A 15,712-nucleotide genomic window follows, 5' to 3' on the forward strand; every position below is an offset into this window, starting at 1 on the left:
GCCTAGGCTCTCTCTCCCCCGCAGGATTCTGCGGATAAAGCAGAGTGGGGTCGGGGGGTGGGGCTGCACCCATGGGCAACATCACCGGTTTCAAAGAATACCCGCGCACCGCGCCGCCCAAAGCGGCCCCGACCGAGCGCGTCTCCCACTACCAGGAATTCATCGGCCTCTACCCCGAAAAGGAGCTGCACCACCAGGCAGCGCGCTGCATGAACTGCGGCGTACCGTTCTGTCACTCAGGCTGTCCGCTGGGCAATATCATCCCCGAGTTCAACGAGGCGGTGTACCGGCAAGACTGGCGCGAGGCCTACGACATCCTCTCGGCCACCAACAATTTTCCCGAGTTTACGGGCCGCATCTGCCCCGCGCCCTGCGAGTCGGCGTGCGTGCTGAGCATCCACAGCGCGCCGGTGGCCATTGAGGAAATCGAGAAGCACATCATCGAAATCGCCTTCGAGAAGGGCTACGTGCAGCCCACCGCGCCGGTGCTCAAAACCGGCAAAACGGTGGCCGTAGTCGGCTCTGGCCCGGCCGGCATGGCCGTGGCGGCGCAGCTCACCGAGGCCGGCCACACCGTGACAGTATTTGAGCGCGACCCGCACGCAGGCGGCCTCATGCGCTACGGCGTGCCCGATTTCAAGCTGGAGAAATGGGTGATTGAGCGCCGCATCAAGCTGCTCGAAGACGCCGGCGTGACCTTTCGTTACAACGTGGAAATCGGCCGCGACATCTCGGCCGACGAGCTGCGCCGCGCCTTCGATTCGGTGGTGCTGGCCGGCGGGGCCTCGGCCCCGCGCGAGCTGCCCCTGCCCGGACGCGACCTCAAAGGCATTCACTACGCGATGGAGTATCTGACGCAACAAAACCGCCGCGTGAGCGACACGCCCGTCGACAGCGAGCACATCCTGGCCGATGGCCTCGACGTGGTGGTAATTGGCAGCGGCGACACGGGCTCCGACTGCGTGGGCACCGCCAACCGCCAGCAGGCCAAGTCGGTAGCGCAGTTTGCCATGATGCACCAGCCCGGCGAAGAGCGCCCGGCCCACACGCCCTGGCCGCTCTACCCCACCGTGTTCCGCACTAGCAGCTCGCACGAGGAGGGCTGCCAGCGCTACTGGGGCGTGAACACCAAAGCCTTCCTGGGCGACGAAAATGGGGAGGTGCGCGCCCTGCTTGTGAGCGATGTAACCTGGGAAACCGACGACCTGGGCCGCCGCGTCCGCTTCGAGGAAGTGCCCGGCTCCGACCGCGAAATCCCGTGCCAGCTGGTGCTGCTGGCCCTGGGCTTCACCGGGCCCGCCAACGCGGGCCTGCTCGGCCAGCTAGGCGTAACACTGGATGAGCGCGGCAACGTGCACGCCCCCGAAACCACCTACCACACCAGTGTCCCCGGCGTGTTCGTGGCCGGCGACATGCGCCGTGGCCAGTCGCTCATCGTCTGGGCCATCTCGGAAGGCCGCGAGGCGGCCCGGCAAGTCGATATGTATTTGATGGGCAAAACAAACTTGCCGAGCAAGAACGCGGTGGGGATGTTTGGGTGAGGGTTATTTGGGTTTAGTGCAAAAGAGAAGCCCCGGAAGCAGTTGCTTTCAGGGCTTCTTCTCTAAGAATTTATCGTCAACTGAGGATACACAACTTTTTTAATATAATCCATAATCCAGTCACCTGCTTGAAGCAGCAATACCTCACGTTTTCTTAATTCTTCTAAGACCCGTTTCTTAAGATTAAGGTCAAAATTTAGATTAACTACGCTGCCGTCGCTAACACTATTATCATAGACAATAACGCACATCGCATCAAGCAATACATATTTCTTATTTACAAGTGTTTCAGAGTCGTCAAGAACGGCAAGAATAATTTCTAAATATTGCTCATCAGCCAATAACAACTCTTCATCCTGCGGCATCAAGTGAATTTCTTTGTCCCTTGCCCACTCAGTGAGTAACTCTTGGTCTAATGTTGGCAAGTGATAAGAAACGGTAAATTTCTCTTCAAAACATCTAGGGCATTTCAGTCCAAGTATTTTATTAATGTTAACGAGTTCAAAAGCAGCTTCTCGCTTTGAAACAGAAACCTGTTCTTCAAATTTACAATTTGAGCAAGTTCTCTCGATTTTATAGTCGCTTTTCACTTGTGCTAGTATTGTACTTAAACTGCCTTATTTGCCTCTGTAAAGTAGCTAGATTTTACGTTGTATCAGCTCTATAGCTACAAATTTACAACTGCTTGCTAACCAGCACCCCGCTGTACGAATACCCATTCACATTCACGCCTTGCAGCGGCACCAGCGAGATGCCCCGGCGGCTCGCCACCTTGTGCAGCTGCGGCACCACTACGCCCATGGTGGCCCCCACGGCGTAGCCCACGATATTATCGGAGAGGAAATGCTTACCGGCCTGAATGCGGAAATAGGCCACGGCGGCGGGCACCACGGCCGCCGCGCCCCACACGTAAGGCTGGGCCGGCGAGTCGGGGTTATAATCGTGGAAAACCTTGGCAGCGAAGAACGTAGCGGCGGCCGTATGCGCGGTGTGGCCCGCAAAAAATGAGTTGGTTTGGATGTGGCCGTTGCGTAGGTCGCCGCCCCCGGAGCCGTAGAGGAAGGGCCGGTAGCGCGGGATATTGCCAATGGAAGTGGTAAACAGGGCATCGGCGGCCAGCACGGTTTGCACGTAGAGCGCCAGCGTTTGCCCGTAGTGGCTGCGAATGGCGGGGCTCAGGGCCAGTAGGCCGGGGGCAACGACCAGCGTGGGGTAGCAGAGCAAGTCGCTGGCCGTCTGGGCGCTTTCGCTGTAATAGCCCGCCGAAAAGCGGTCAAACTTGGGCACGTCGTTCTTGTTGAGCGCGGCCAGCTCGGTGTTACTGAGGCCATCGCGCTGCATGGAGCGGTAGAGGCCAAAGCTGCTCACGGCCAGCTCGCCAGCAATGATGGGCGCATCGAGGGCAAAGCGCGTGCGGTAGGGCGAGCGGGCCGTTTGGGCCACGCCGGAGATGCTGGCCAGCCCTAAGGCGCCGGTAATTAACAGCGTAGAAAGAGGCTTCATAAGGCAAAAAATGAAGCTAAAACGCAGGGCTTCCTACTATGGTTATTGGAGAAGCACCCGCGACTTCCGGAAATAGCAGCGCTTGGTAATATGCTACGAACTCGCGTAGCAACGAGTATATGTCACGCAGCTCAAAGTAAGCTGGGCTAGCACCACTTACTTCCACAAAGCCAGCCTGCCGATACAGCATTTTGGTACGGCTGATGTGGTAAAACTGTGATACTACCACGATACTCCGGATGGGCAGCTTCGACCGCAGTAGCACCGTGTTGCGCACGGTCTGCTGCGTGTTGTTGCCGGCATTATCCACTATAATTGCGGCATCGGGTACGCCGTGAATGCGCAGATATTCCCGCATTTTAGTGCCCTCCTGAAATCCCTCTTTACCCAGCCCGCCGCTGACCAACAGGCGCGGCACGCGGCCACTGCGATAAAGCGCTAATCCGCAGGCCAGGCGCTGGGCAAGCCGCTCAGACAGCGTGCCATCCTCGTTGACTTTGTTGCCGAGAATAACGCCAATATCGGCGCGCTGCCGGCCGTCGCGCAGGCCATCCAGCGAGATGAACACTGTGTGCACCAGCAGCCAAGCTAGTAGAAAGCCCAGGCCATATTTCACCTTTGGAAGCCAGGAAGAATGACGCGGCATAACTTACTGACTATTAGTACTTACGCTGCAAGACATTAAATCCCAGCAAATTATCAGCCGCCACTACCGCCGCCACCGCCTGATACACCGGCTCCAAATCGCGCCGCGACATACCCAGTGCCCGCACCAGCAGCACGTTGTCGCGGGCCTGGGTTACGGCCACCACGTAGGGGCGGCCGGCCAGGCTGGCGTGCAGCTCGGTTTGGCCGGGCGGCGGCAGCTGGCGCAGCGCGGCGGCTAGCTGCCGAAACTGTGCGCCGGCCGGCGGGCCCACCAGGTAGATATTCAGCGCCGACTGGTAGGACCCGAATGTGGCCTGCGAAGTTGCCAGGTGCTCCTCGGGCCGCAGGGCGAAGCGGTCGAGCAGCGCCAGGCGGCCGGCCACGCTCACGCGCAGCTCGGTAGCGAAGGTGGTGAAGGCGAAGCTTTCGCCCAGGTCGGTGCGGCCGGCGTGGTACCAGTCGGCCAGCAGCAGGGTGGCGGTGGGGGCCAGGTGCCAGTGCTGGGCCTGGTGGTAGCGGCTGGCGGCCTGGGGCACCAGCGGGTCGGGCAGTACCACGGCCAGGGCGTTTTCGGCCAGGTGGCCTTCGGTAATCTGCTCGGCCTGCTGACCATCTATCGACTTGAAAATGCGGGTATTAGCCTGGGTGGTAAGCAGCAGGCGGCTACTTTCTTCACAGCGCACGCGCAGCCGGATGCGGTCGCCGGCTACCAGGCCGCCGCCGTAGCTGGCCAGCACGGCGTGGCAGGCGGGGCCAGTCGACTTCGGGTTGATAATCTTGAGCGGCTGCACGCTGCGGCTACCCACGAGCCGCGACTGCTGCCGCACCTGCGCCACGGTGAGCGCGCTCCAGGCGGTGGCGTCATCGGCGGGCAGCACGCAGCTTGGAGGGGGCGGGCCGCTGGGTAGGGAAGGAACTGGGGGCATCGGCGCAAATGTCAGCACGATTGTCAGGCATTGCTTTACACCGACGGGCGGGCGCGCGCTACTCGGCTTTGCGTAGCTCTTCAGGCTCGAAAATGCGGGCCACTTTGCGCTTGCGCTCCACCAGCTGGAAGGTGGCGCGGTCCTCCCGTTCGCTCCAGTAAATATCGGAAATCAGACCCTGGTGGGCAGGTTGGCCGGGAGCGGGCCGTACCTCTTCTACCAAATCGCCAAAGCCGAAAGCGGGCTTGTTATACAGCTCTTTGAATAGCTCGCCACGTACCAGAAACTGCTGCTCGTCGTAGCGCAGCGTTATCCAGTCGGAGTCATCGTCGAGGTCACTCACTTTCTCAAATACCTTCCCCACCGGCTCCAGCAGCTCAAACGAGCGGCGGTTGGCGGGGTGCAGGTAACGGTAGCCATACTCGGGCGACCAGGCATACAAACCAAAAACAACGGGACGGGGACGGGGCATATTAGGTAAAGAACGGGCGTAGCCGCCCTACTAACCGCAACTAGCCGGCCGGGGTTACCGCTGGCCAGCCGGCTGCCTGCAATTGCCCCCCGGCTGAGGGAGTTAACAATTTGCTAACATTGGCGCGGGCCATCCGGCGGGCTATACTGCTATTTTTGCTAATCATTCCATTAGCATTCACTTTTTACCTCTTGCATTTGCAAATACTTTTATGCAAAACCTCTCTTCCTTTTTGCAGCAGCTGGGGCTGCTGAGCGCGGCCGCGGGCCTGCTGAGCATCTCCACGGCCCAGGCCCAAGCGCCCCGCGCTTTTACGGCGGGCAACTACGTGGTAGCCCGCGTGGGTGATGGCACGGCCGCGCTAACCTCAGCGGCCACGGCTACTTTCCTGCTTGAATACACGGCGGCGGGCGGGCTGGTGCAAACTATTGCCCTGCCCGTGGCCGATGCCAGCCCCAACCTGGCCCTCACTGAAACCGGGTCGTCGGGTACCGATGCCGGCCTCACGCGCTCGGCCGATGGCCGCTACCTCGTGTTGCCCGGCTACAACGCCCCTCCCGGCACCCTGACGCTCGCCAACACTGCCTCGGCCACCACCAACCGGCTTATTGGGCGCATCGCGGCCGATGGCACCATCAACACCACCACCCGCATTACAGATGCGTTCAGCGGTACCACGTCGGCGGGGGCAAATATTCGTGGGGCAGCCTCGGCCAATGGGTCAGCCTTTTATGCCGTGGGCAACTCGGGCGGCGTAGTTTACGTGCCGCTGGCTAACACCGCCGCCAGCACCACTATTTCGACCGGCTCCCCCACCAACGACCGGGTAATCAACATCTTTGGGGGTAATTTATACGTCACCTCCGGCTCAACGCCTACCTACGGCGTATCGCAGGTGGGCACGGGCCTGCCCACCACCAGTGGCCAGGCCCAAACGCTGCTGACCAACGTAGTGCCCACTGGTGGCACGGCCGTAGCGGCTAGCCCATATTCCTTCTTTTTCACCGACCAAAGCCCTGCCGTGGCGGGCCCCGATGTGCTGTACGTAGCTGATGATGGCAATGCTACTACTACGCCCGGCGGCATCCAGAAGTGGAGTCTGGTGGGTACAACCTGGACGCTGAATGGCACCATCGGCACTTCCGCCGCCGCCTTGCGCGGCCTCACGGGCAGCACCAGCGGCACCACCGTTACGCTGCTGGCTACCAGTGCCAGCAGCCTGTATGCCGTGACCGACAACGCGGGCTACAACGCTGCCCCCAGCACCCTTGCCCTACCCGCCGCCATTGCTACGGCCGGTAATAACACGGCGTTTCGCGGCGTGGCCCCCGCCCCGGTGGCCACGGCCCTGGCCGCCCGCCCCGAAGCCACCCAGGGCCAGCTAGCCCTCTACCCCAACCCGGCCCAGGATGTGCTCACCATCAGCCTGGCTACGGGCTCGGCGGCCGGCCACCTCGCCGAAGTGCGCGACCTGCTGGGCCGCCCCGTGCGCACGGCTACCCTGCCCGCCTCGGGCCAGCTGAGCCTGGCTGGCCTGGCCGCCGGCAGCTACCTGCTCACCGTGGATGGCAGCCTAACCCACCGCATTAGCAAGGTTGATTAACTAGCTGACCTTTAGATTTTTATACAAAAAAAGCCTCCGCAAGCGGGGGCTTTTTTTGTGCCCATTTGGGCCGGTGGTAGTGCTACGGCTGTGTAGCACTTGAAATTAAATTTAGTTGCCGGATGTGCGAATGTCAAAATGCATTTTACTGATAATCAATACTTTATTTTACAAATCAAGTAGCAGACTCACTTAATTGACTTTTCGGATGAATAAAAAGCATTAAAAAGCTAATTCTGAACTAGCGTGCAGCTGGTCCTTAGTATCTTTGAGATTGATTTCTTTGATTATTCTTCATAGTTCCTCTTACGCACTGACACTTTTTATGGAAACAGCGTTTACCCATTTCTCTTTTTTGCGGCGCTACTCGGCGTATCTATTGGCTTTACTACTGCTTCCCCTGCTGGGCTGGGGGCAGTCACCGGTCGTGATTAGCCAAGTATATGGTGGTGGCGGCAATGGTGGGGCCTCTTTCAACCGCGATTTTGTGGAGTTGCACAATATTTCATCAAGTAGCCAGTCGCTGGCCGGGCTATCCGTGCAGTACGCAGCAGCCGGCAGCAGCAGCAGTTGGAGCAGCGTCTCACTGTCTGGCTCTATCGTGGCCGGAGGCTACTACTTGATAGGCGGGAGTATCACTGCGGCAGGCGGCGCAGCGTTACCAACTCCGGAGGCATCTGGTTTGCCCAACTTGGCGGCTGGGTCGGGTAAGGTTGCTTTAATTACTGGCACTGCCACTTTAACAGGTGCGTGCCCGACAGCCAACTTACTTGACCTTGTGGGCTATGGCTCATCTACTACTTGTTTTGAAGGTACGGGAGCAGCCCCTGGGCCAAGTGATAATACGCTTGCCATAACACGCAAAAACAACGGTTGTACTGATAGTAATAACAATGGCGCTGACTTCACGCTGGTAGCCGCGGCACCCCGCAACTCTGCTACTACGGCCACTGTTTGCCCGGCCACCCCAACCATCACCAGCTTCACACCCGCTAGCGGCCCAATAAATTCGGTGGTTACCGTCACGGGTGCGGGCTTCACGGGGGCTACCGCCGTCCGGTTCAATAATACGGCGGCGGCCAGCTTCAGCGTGACGGATGCCAGCACCCTCGTGGCCACGGTGGCGGTGGGCACTACCACCGGCCTGCTCAGCGTGACCACCCCCGGCGGCACGGCCACGTCGGCCACCAACTTTACGATAACGGCCACGCCCACAACGTTTTATAGCAAAGCCAGCGGGGCGCTCAACCTGCCCGCCTCGTTTGGGGCAAACGCAGATGGCAGCGGGGCGGCCCCGGTCAACTTTGCGGCCAGCAACACGGCTTATGTTGTCAATGGCTTAAACCGCTCTTTCACTGCCGATTGGGTTATTACCGGCACGGGCTCCAAGGTAGTGCTGGCGGCCAATGCCTCGCTCATTATTCCGCCCAGCTACACGCTTACGGGTGGGCTGGACCAGGCGGCCGGCAGCACGCTTATTATTCAAAACAGCACCGCCGCCGCCTACACCAATATCAGGCAGGGCGTGCAGGATGCCAGCAGCACCATCGACTTTGCGCAGGCCGGCGACTATACGTTACCCACTTTGCCTACGGCGAGTGGCTTCGCCCTGCAAAACCTGAAGCTGACCGGTGGCACCAAGCGCTTTGCCCGGGATGCAAGTGCTTCCAGAAACGGCACCGTAGTGCCTGGAACCCTAACGCTCGACGCTGCCCTGGTGGCGGGGGCTATTGCCACTGCTGCGCCCTCTTTTCCCTCTACCATTACCTTGCGGGGCAACCTTACGCTACTCAATAGCGCTTCGTTCCTGCCTGTTTCTGACAACAAAATCTTCCTTAAACTCTTGTCTGCTAGCCCACAGACCCTGACGGGCAACGGCAACGACATCATTCTGCTCGAGTTAGATGCGATAACTTCGGGCGGAGGGGCTATCCTTTCGGACACTGGTGGCAGCACCAACCTGGAACTGGGCAATGCCGTGACAGGTGGCTACTTTTTGGCAACTGGTACCACCTTGCAGCTCAACGCCAACACGCTAAAATTCACCAGCGGCGGCCAGGCCACAATCTTTGAAGGTAACACCGCTACGAATGGCCTGGGCACCATTACGCCGTCGGCCTCCTCCTCTATAGACCTGGAGAATACCGGTAGTAGCCTTACTGGCACGCTGCGCCTGACACCCGGCGCTACCACGGTAAACAACTTCCGTTTTTCTTCCATTAATGACGTATTGGAAATCCCGTCAAATCTGACAGTTAATGGCTTGCTCACACTAGATAAAGGCAGCATCCATATCGGCAATACAAACACCCTCACTCTCAACGGCACAACTACCCGCACCAGCGGTACCCTCAACGGCGCGGCCACTATGAACCTGGTTATTGGCGGTGCCGGCCCCTTGGGCAGCCTGGCATTTGAGCCAAGTTTTCAGCAGCTTAACAACTTCACGCTCAATCGCTCAGCCAGTAGCACGGCTACCCTGGCCAGCCCCCTCACGGTGGGCGGCACCCTCACGCTCACGGCGGGCCTGCTGGCTACCGATGCTACCAACGTGCTAACGCTGCCCGCCGCCGCCACGGTGGCGGGCGGCTCGGATGCCAGCTTTGTAAACGGGCCGCTGGTGCGGTTGGTAGGGCCGGTGAGCAACGCCACTGCCTACGTTTTTCCGGTGGGCAAAGGCGCGGCGTACCGGCCCCTCACGCTGACCATCCGCACGCAAACCAGCACGACGTATTACCGGGCCGAGCAGCTGGAGGGCCGGCCCACCCCCGCCACGCTGGCCAGCCCCGATGCCAGTGGCACCGACTTGGCCCGCATCAGCCGGGTGCGGTCGTTCACGCTTAGCCCGTTTGCCGCCGCGCCTGGTGCCGCATCGGTGCCCACGCAGCCAGCGGGCTTTGCGGGCAGCGTCACGCTCACCTTTGGTACCGATGATGGCGTAACCGCGCCCAACGACCTCGGCTTGGTAGTGGCCAAGCGCGCCGACAGCACCGTGCCCTGGGCCAACGTGGGCAACGCGGGCGTGGCCACCACCACTCCCGGCCCCACGGCCAGTGGCACCATCATGTCGGGCAATATCACCTCGTTTTCTGACTTCACCCTGGGGGCTACGAATAGCGATAACCTCAACGCTGTAAACCCCTTACCGGTGCATCTGACCAGCTTCACGGCCACCCGCGAGGCCCGCGGCGTGCAGGTAGTTTGGGCCACTGCTTCGGAGCTGGGCAGCGCCCGCTTTGTGGTCGAGCGCTCGCCCGATGGCCGCGCATTTGTGGCCGTGGCCAGCGTGGCGGCGCAGGGCCGTAGCGCGCAGGCCCATACCTACACCACCCTCGACCGCCCCGCCCCCGTAGCGCGCCTCTACTACCGCCTGCGGCAGGTTGACGCCGATAGCACCGTGGCCTACTCGCCCACCGTGGCCGTGGCCGCTACCGCACCTGCTACCCCCGAGTTGGTGCTGGCCCCCAGCCCCGCCCACGACTACCTCGGCCTGCTCACCGAGCAGCCCACCGCTTACCTGGTGCGCACGGCCCTCGGCCAAACGGTGCTGAGCGGCACCACGCGGGCCGGCACCACTGCGCTGGCCGTGGCCGGGCTGCCGGCCGGCGTCTACCTGCTGGAACTGCACACCGATGCGGGCCGGGTGGTGCGCCGCTTCGTGAAAGAATAACGCCTCCCTTCACCAGCAAAAAGACCCTGCGCAGCTTCTTGCGCAGGGTCTTTTTGCTGGTGGGTCTTAGCAATACTTAAACCGATTGGTAGCTGGTGGCCACCCGGCGGGCCGGCGGCTGGTCGCTGGCTTGCTGGTCGCGCAGCCAAGCCTGGGCGTTGGCGGCGTTGTCGAAATAGAACGGAAAGATAGTGTGGGCCGCCGCCCGGCGTAGCAGCAGCTCGGTGCGACCATCTTCCACCTGAGGCCGCTGGCCGGGCCGCACCACGCAGGCAATGAACAGCGGCTGGCCCAGCGCCGCGCTGGCCTGCGGAATGAACCACTCGCCAAACCACCGCACAAAGGCTTCATCGTGCCAGTCGCGCCGCTGCATGTCGAGGAGCCAGAAGCGGCACGCCCCGTGCGCCTGGGCCACGGCCAGCAGCTGGGTGTAGCAAGCGGGCAGGGTGGCGGCGGCCACCGGCCCGGCCCAGCTGCCGCGCAGCGTGGCGGTGGCGGGCTCGTAGGCGCAGGTAAATTTATCGGGGGGTAGCGCAACGTCCATAGGCAACAGGCTGCTCGCAAAGGGTAGCCTATCCTATGTAAGGCGATAAGCTGGGCAGGGTGGGCGCGCAACCGCGCCGGGCGGGCGATAGTTCCCCTGGCCCGGCAATTTGCTAGCCGGCTTAGTGGCGGCGGCGGCGGGCATATCCTAATCCGGTTAGCCTGCGTACAAGCCTCACTTAACCTGCCAGCCGCGCCGGTGAGGCTCAGCATTACAGAGCCCGCGCGGGGGCTTTTTTTTATGTCTACCCCTACCCTTTCTAAGGCAAAGGCCGCCAAAGCAGCGGCTCCTGGTGCTACCGCTACTCCTACCGCTTCGGCTAAAACTACTGCTACCCCTGCGCCAACTGCCCCCGTGCGCGATGGCTTCGGGGCCCTGCCCCACGCGGCGGGCACCACCTTCCGGGTATGGGCGCCGGCCGCCACGGCCGTGTCAGTCATTGGCACATTCAACGACTGGGACAGCGCCGCCCACCCCTTGCGGGCCGAGGCCGATGGCAACTGGGCCGCCGACCTGCCCGGCGTAAAAGCTGGCGACGGCTACAAATTTGCCCTCACCACGCCCGCTGGCGAGCTGACCCGCAACGACCCCTACGCCCGCGCCGTCACCAACTCGGCCGGCCACTCGCTGGTATTTGATACCCAGGACTTTGACTGGGAAGGCGACAGCTTTCAAATGCCCGTCTGGAACGACCTCATTATCTACGAGTTACACATCGGCACTTTCAATGCCAAGGAAGCCGGCCACCCCGGCACCTTCCGCGACGTGATTGAGCGCCTCGGCTACCTGCAAAGCCTGGGCATCAACTGCATCGAGATTATGCCCGCCACCGAGTTTCCAGGCGCATATTCGTGGGGCTACAACCCCTCTAATCCCTTCGCGCTGGAAAGCGATTACGGCGGAGCCGAAGCCTTCCGCGAGCTGGTGAAGGCCGCCCACCAACACGGCATCGCCGTGATTCTGGATGTGGTGTACAACCACTTCGGCCCCGGCGACCTCGACCTGTGGCAGTTTGATGGCTGGCAGGAAAACGACGGCGGCGGCATTTATTTTTACAACGACTGGCGCGCCGAAACGCCCTGGGGCCACAACCGCCCCGACTACGGCCGCCCCGAGGTGCGCCGCTACATCTTGGACAATGCCCTGATGTGGGTGGAAGACTACCATTGCGACGGCCTGCGTATGGATGCCATTGCCTTCATTCGCAACGTGAAAGGCGAAGAAGACCCCGGTGCCGACCTGCCCGATGGCTGGACGCTGATGCGCTGGCTGAACGAGGAAATCCGCAATCGCCAGCCCTGGAAAATCACCATCGCCGAAGACCTGCGCGGCAACCCCGCCATTACCGCCGCCATCGAGCAGGGCGGCGAGGGCTTCTCGGCCCAGTGGTCGTCGTCGTTTATCTATCCGATACACGAAGCGCTCAAAACCTTTGCCGATGCCGACCGTGACATGCACGCCGTGAGCCGCGCCGTGTGCACAGCCTACAATGGCGATGCCTTCCAGCGCGTTATCTACACCGAAAGCCACGATGAAGTGGCCAACGGCAAGAGCCGCCTGCCCGAGGAAATAGTGCCCGGCGATGTGGAGAACTACTTTGCCAAGAAGCGCACCGTGCTCGGCGCGGCCCTCACGCTCACGGCCCCCGGCATCCCGATGCTGTTTCAGGGCCAGGAGTTTCTGGCTCCTGGCGCGTTCAACGATACCGAGCCGCTGGAGTGGGACTGGGCCGAGGCGCACGCCGGCCTCACCGAGCTCTACCGCGACCTCATTGCCCTGCGGCGCGACCTGCACGGCGTGACGCCCGGCCTGCGCGGCCAGGGCTGCCAGGTGTTTCACATCAACGACACGGACAAAGTCATTGCCTTTGCCCGCTGGGATGGCAAGGTGGAGGACGCCACTATCGTAATCGCCAACTTCGCCAACCGCATGCACGAAAACTATACCATCGGCCTGCCCGCCGCCGGTAGCTGGACGGTGCGTTTCAATTCAGACTGGGCGGGCTATGATGCTGACTTTCAAGATTTCCCCACTTCGGGTACCGAAGCCCAGGCTGGCAAGTACGACGGCTACCCGCAGCACGGCAGCTTCGCGCTGGGGCCCTACGCGGTAGTGGTGCTGTCGCGCTAACCCGATTTCCTAGCCAGGCAAAAGCCCCGGAACGGTGACGTGCTTACGTCATCGTTCCGGGGCTTTTACTTGGGCTACTTTATTCCGCGCTGCTCAGGGCTGCTGGCCATCCAGGGCCAGGTTGAGGCGCAGCACGCTCACCCGCGCCGGCCCCATAAAGCCCAGCCACGGGCCTTGCACTTGCGCAGCTACCAGGGCGCGCACCTGGGCGGCGGGCAGGCGGCGGGCCTGCGCCACGCGGGCCACCTGCACGTAGGCAGCCTCGGGCGAGAGGTCGGGGTCGAGGCCCGAGGCGGAGGCCGTTACCAGCTCTACGGGCACCTGCTGGCGCGTAACGGTGGGGTTTTTCAGTAAAAAGGTATCGAGGCGGGCGCGCACGGCCGCCAGAAAATCGGGGTTGGCCGGCCCCAGGTTAGACGCCCCGGTGGCGGCCGCATTGTAGCCCACCGCCGAGGGCCGCCCCTGGAAATAGCGCGCCTGCGTGAACTGCTGGCCAATGCGAGCGAAGCCCACCGTGCGGCCGTTTACTACCACCGGCGAGCCGGCCGCCCGCTCGGGCAGCAGCTTGCCCACCGCCCACAGCAAGCCGGGGAAAGCAAAGCCGAAAATCAGCAGCAGCAGGCCACTCAGGATAATCGGACGAAAAAAATCAGTCATGACAAGGAGTTGGTAAGGAGGCGATTTAATGATTTTTCTCTCTGCACAAGGAAGGTCATGCTGACAATAGGAAGCATCTTGGTCGCTTCGTCAAACGGCCCGGCAGAAGCGGTAGAGATGCTTCCTGTCGTCAGCATGACCTTCCTTTTGACAATAATTATTAGCTAACTTATTGTCAATCAATCTTGTACATAACAAGCAATCTACTTGCCCCCGAAATGCTCGGCCAGCGGCCCCAGCGTGAGAGCCGGGAAAAACAGCAGCGCCCCCAGAATGCCGATAACCACCAGCAGCAGCACCCCAAACGTGAGGCTGTCGAGCCGGATGGCGCCCGCGCCCGGCTCGGTGTAGGGCTTGGCTTGCAGGCGGGACGCAATAAACAGCGCCCCCAGCAGCGGCACAAAGCGCCCGCTGAGCATGGCCAGGCACGGCACCAGGTTCCAGAACGGCGTGTTGCTGGCCAGCGACCCGAAACCCGAGCCGTTGCCGGCCGCCGCCGAAATCAGCTCGTAGAGCATGGCCGTGAAGCCGTGCGCGCCGGGGTTGCCGAGCCACTTGAGGGTGGTGGGCGCGGCGGGCGTGCTGGCCCAGGCCCAGGCGGCCAGGGCGGCGCTGGCCAGCACCACCACCGGCTGGGCCACGGCCACTACCGTGGCGGCCTGCATTTCGGGGGCCTCAATCTTTTTGCCCAGCACCTCGGGCGAGCGGCCCACCATGAGGCTGGCCACGAAGGCGGCGATAACGAGGTAGATAAAGAAGTTGAGGAAGCCGGTACCGAGCCCGCCAAAAAAGGCGTCAATCTGCATCAGCAGCATAAATGGCACCTGGGTGAGGGGCTGGAAGCTGTCTTGGGCCCCGGCCAGCGTGCCGGCCGGCACGGCCATGTTCAGGGCGTTGTAGTAGGCGGTGTGAAACACGCCGAAGCGGATTTCCTTGCCCTCCAGGTTGCCGGCGCGGGCATCGAGGCCGAGGGCGGCCACGGCGGGGTTGCTGTGCAGCTCGGCCACCACGGCGGGCACCAGCAGCAGGAGCAGCCCGGCCGTCATCACCCCAAAAACCAGCACCGCAAACCGGGTGCGCTTCAAATAAAAGCCCACCATAAACACGAAGGCCATGGGCAGCAGCAGCACCGCGAAGTGGTGCAGCACGAAGGCCGCAAAATCGGGCGTTTCGAAGGGGTGGGCGCAGTTGGGCCCGAAGAACCCGGCCCCGTTCGAGCCCAGCTCCTTGATGGCCAGGAGGGCCGCTACCGGGCCGCGCGCCACGGTGCCCGCCACGCCTTCGAGCGAGGTGAAGTGGCCGGCCCCGGCAAACGTCATGGGCACGCCGGTGAGCAGAAACAGCACCGAAAACCCGAAGCACAGCGGCAGCAGCACCAGCACGCAGGAGCGCACGAGGTCCTGGTAAAAATTGCCCACGCCGACTGTCTTCCCTTCGCGCTGGCCCAGGGCGCGCACCACCGCCACGCCCACCGCCAGGCTGGTACCCGCGCTCACAAACTGCAAAAACGTGAACACCGCCAGCTGGGCGAAGTACGAGGCCCCGGTTTCGCCGGCGTAGTGCTGGGCATTGGTGCTGGTGATAAAGCTCACGGCCGTGTGCAGGGCCTGGGTCAGCTCCATGGCCGGGATGTGGTCGGGGTTCCAGAAGGGTAATCTATTCTGAACCAACAGGATAACCACGGCCCACAGCAGCCATACCCCGTTCACGGCCAGCAGCGCCCGCAGGTACTGGCCCAGCGTCATGCTGTGCGCGGGCCGGATGCCGGCCACCCGGTAGCAGCCCCGCTCCAGGGCCGTGAGGAAGTGCAGCAGCGTGCGCTCGCTCGCATACACGCGGGCCAGGTAGCGGCCCACCGGCCAGGCCAGCAGCGCCGGCAACACAAAGAGCAGCAGCGCATTAAAAATAGACATGTTGGGTTTTTAGTTTCTGGTTCCTGGTTTGGGGTTCCTGGTTTCTGGTGGGAGGCGATGGTCATTGCGAGCCTGCGAAGCAATCGCACCTGAACGAGTCGTGCG

12 protein-coding genes are annotated in these 15,712 nt (G+C 62.0%); 4 read left to right on the top strand and 8 right to left on the bottom strand.

The genetic code is table 11. The annotated features are described in order from the left end of the window. Positions 1-71 precede the first annotated feature (71 nt). On the top strand, positions 72-1,541 hold the full coding sequence (locus ACYVGC_RS03260) for a glutamate synthase subunit beta (RefSeq protein ID WP_460582341.1): 1,470 nt from the start codon (positions 72-74) through the stop codon (positions 1,539-1,541). 62 nt (positions 1,542-1,603) lie between these two features. Here the strand turns inward: ACYVGC_RS03260 and ACYVGC_RS03265 are convergent, their stop codons facing one another. The 5 genes from ACYVGC_RS03265 to ACYVGC_RS03285 form a co-directional block, all read right to left on the bottom strand. Further along, the gene (locus ACYVGC_RS03265) at positions 1,604-2,131 is read right to left on the bottom strand and encodes a hypothetical protein (protein WP_460582342.1); all 528 of its coding nucleotides are present in this window, start codon (positions 2,129-2,131) and stop codon (positions 1,604-1,606) included. 85 nt (positions 2,132-2,216) lie between these two features. Further along, positions 2,217-3,044: a phosphatase PAP2 family protein gene (locus ACYVGC_RS03270; protein WP_460582343.1), complete on the bottom strand. Its 828-nt coding sequence runs from the start codon at positions 3,042-3,044 to the stop codon at positions 2,217-2,219. 16 nt (positions 3,045-3,060) lie between these two features. Then, positions 3,061-3,690, bottom strand: coding sequence for a YdcF family protein (locus ACYVGC_RS03275; protein WP_460582344.1), 630 nt, complete (start codon positions 3,688-3,690; stop codon positions 3,061-3,063). A gap of 13 nt (positions 3,691-3,703) precedes the next feature. Continuing rightward, positions 3,704-4,618, bottom strand: a complete 915-nt coding sequence (locus ACYVGC_RS03280) for an urease accessory protein UreD (protein WP_460582345.1) — start codon at positions 4,616-4,618, stop codon at positions 3,704-3,706. Positions 4,619-4,676: 58 nt separating this feature from the next. Continuing rightward, positions 4,677-5,090: a DUF6960 family protein gene (locus tag ACYVGC_RS03285; protein ID WP_460582346.1), complete on the bottom strand. Its 414-nt coding sequence runs from the start codon at positions 5,088-5,090 to the stop codon at positions 4,677-4,679. A gap of 211 nt (positions 5,091-5,301) precedes the next feature. On the opposite strand from ACYVGC_RS03285, the gene ACYVGC_RS03290 reads away from it, so the two are divergent. Together ACYVGC_RS03290 and ACYVGC_RS03295 are read left to right on the top strand one after the other, a co-directional pair. Continuing rightward, positions 5,302-6,693 carry a T9SS type A sorting domain-containing protein gene (locus ACYVGC_RS03290; RefSeq protein WP_460582347.1) on the top strand — a complete coding sequence of 464 codons (1,392 nt, stop codon included), beginning with the start codon at positions 5,302-5,304 and terminating at the stop codon, positions 6,691-6,693. Positions 6,694-7,018: 325 nt separating this feature from the next. Next, positions 7,019-10,363, top strand: a complete 3,345-nt coding sequence (locus tag ACYVGC_RS03295; RefSeq protein ID WP_460582348.1) for an IPT/TIG domain-containing protein — start codon at positions 7,019-7,021, stop codon at positions 10,361-10,363. A 76-nt stretch (positions 10,364-10,439) separates the two neighbouring features. On the opposite strand, the gene ACYVGC_RS03300 is transcribed toward ACYVGC_RS03295, so the two are convergent. Beyond that, the gene (locus tag ACYVGC_RS03300) at positions 10,440-10,907 is read right to left on the bottom strand and encodes a hypothetical protein (RefSeq protein WP_460582349.1); all 468 of its coding nucleotides are present in this window, start codon (positions 10,905-10,907) and stop codon (positions 10,440-10,442) included. 240 nt (positions 10,908-11,147) lie between these two features. On the opposite strand from ACYVGC_RS03300, the gene ACYVGC_RS03305 reads away from it, so the two are divergent. Then, positions 11,148-13,037 (top strand): alpha-amylase family glycosyl hydrolase, encoded by a 1,890-nt coding sequence (locus tag ACYVGC_RS03305; RefSeq protein WP_460582350.1) that lies wholly within the window; start codon positions 11,148-11,150, stop codon positions 13,035-13,037. Positions 13,038-13,130: 93 nt separating this feature from the next. Here the strand turns inward: ACYVGC_RS03305 and kdpC are convergent, their stop codons facing one another. After that, the gene (gene kdpC, locus ACYVGC_RS03310; RefSeq protein ID WP_460582351.1) at positions 13,131-13,694 is read right to left on the bottom strand and encodes a potassium-transporting ATPase subunit C; all 564 of its coding nucleotides are present in this window, start codon (positions 13,692-13,694) and stop codon (positions 13,131-13,133) included. A gap of 203 nt (positions 13,695-13,897) precedes the next feature. Then, the gene (gene kdpA / locus ACYVGC_RS03315; RefSeq protein ID WP_460582352.1) at positions 13,898-15,607 is read right to left on the bottom strand and encodes a potassium-transporting ATPase subunit KdpA; all 1,710 of its coding nucleotides are present in this window, start codon (positions 15,605-15,607) and stop codon (positions 13,898-13,900) included. Between the last annotated feature and the right edge of the window lie 105 nt (positions 15,608-15,712).

This window comes from Hymenobacter arcticus, from assembly GCF_054779975.1.

Coding starts and splice junctions, on each gene's coding strand:
- ACYVGC_RS03260 (WP_460582341.1), top strand. CDS start 72: ATGGGCAACATCACCGGTTTCAAAGAATACCCGCGCACCGCGCCGCCC.
- ACYVGC_RS03270 (WP_460582343.1), bottom strand. CDS start 3,044: ATGAAGCCTCTTTCTACGCTGTTAATTACCGGCGCCTTAGGGCTGGCC.
- ACYVGC_RS03275 (WP_460582344.1), bottom strand. CDS start 3,690: ATGCCGCGTCATTCTTCCTGGCTTCCAAAGGTGAAATATGGCCTGGGC.
- ACYVGC_RS03280 (WP_460582345.1), bottom strand. CDS start 4,618: ATGCCCCCAGTTCCTTCCCTACCCAGCGGCCCGCCCCCTCCAAGCTGC.
- ACYVGC_RS03285 (WP_460582346.1), bottom strand. CDS start 5,090: ATGCCCCGTCCCCGTCCCGTTGTTTTTGGTTTGTATGCCTGGTCGCCC.
- ACYVGC_RS03290 (WP_460582347.1), top strand. CDS start 5,302: ATGCAAAACCTCTCTTCCTTTTTGCAGCAGCTGGGGCTGCTGAGCGCG.
- ACYVGC_RS03295 (WP_460582348.1), top strand. CDS start 7,019: ATGGAAACAGCGTTTACCCATTTCTCTTTTTTGCGGCGCTACTCGGCG.
- ACYVGC_RS03300 (WP_460582349.1), bottom strand. CDS start 10,907: ATGGACGTTGCGCTACCCCCCGATAAATTTACCTGCGCCTACGAGCCC.
- ACYVGC_RS03305 (WP_460582350.1), top strand. CDS start 11,148: ATGTCTACCCCTACCCTTTCTAAGGCAAAGGCCGCCAAAGCAGCGGCT.
- kdpC (WP_460582351.1), bottom strand. CDS start 13,694: ATGACTGATTTTTTTCGTCCGATTATCCTGAGTGGCCTGCTGCTGCTG.
- kdpA (WP_460582352.1), bottom strand. CDS start 15,607: ATGTCTATTTTTAATGCGCTGCTGCTCTTTGTGTTGCCGGCGCTGCTG.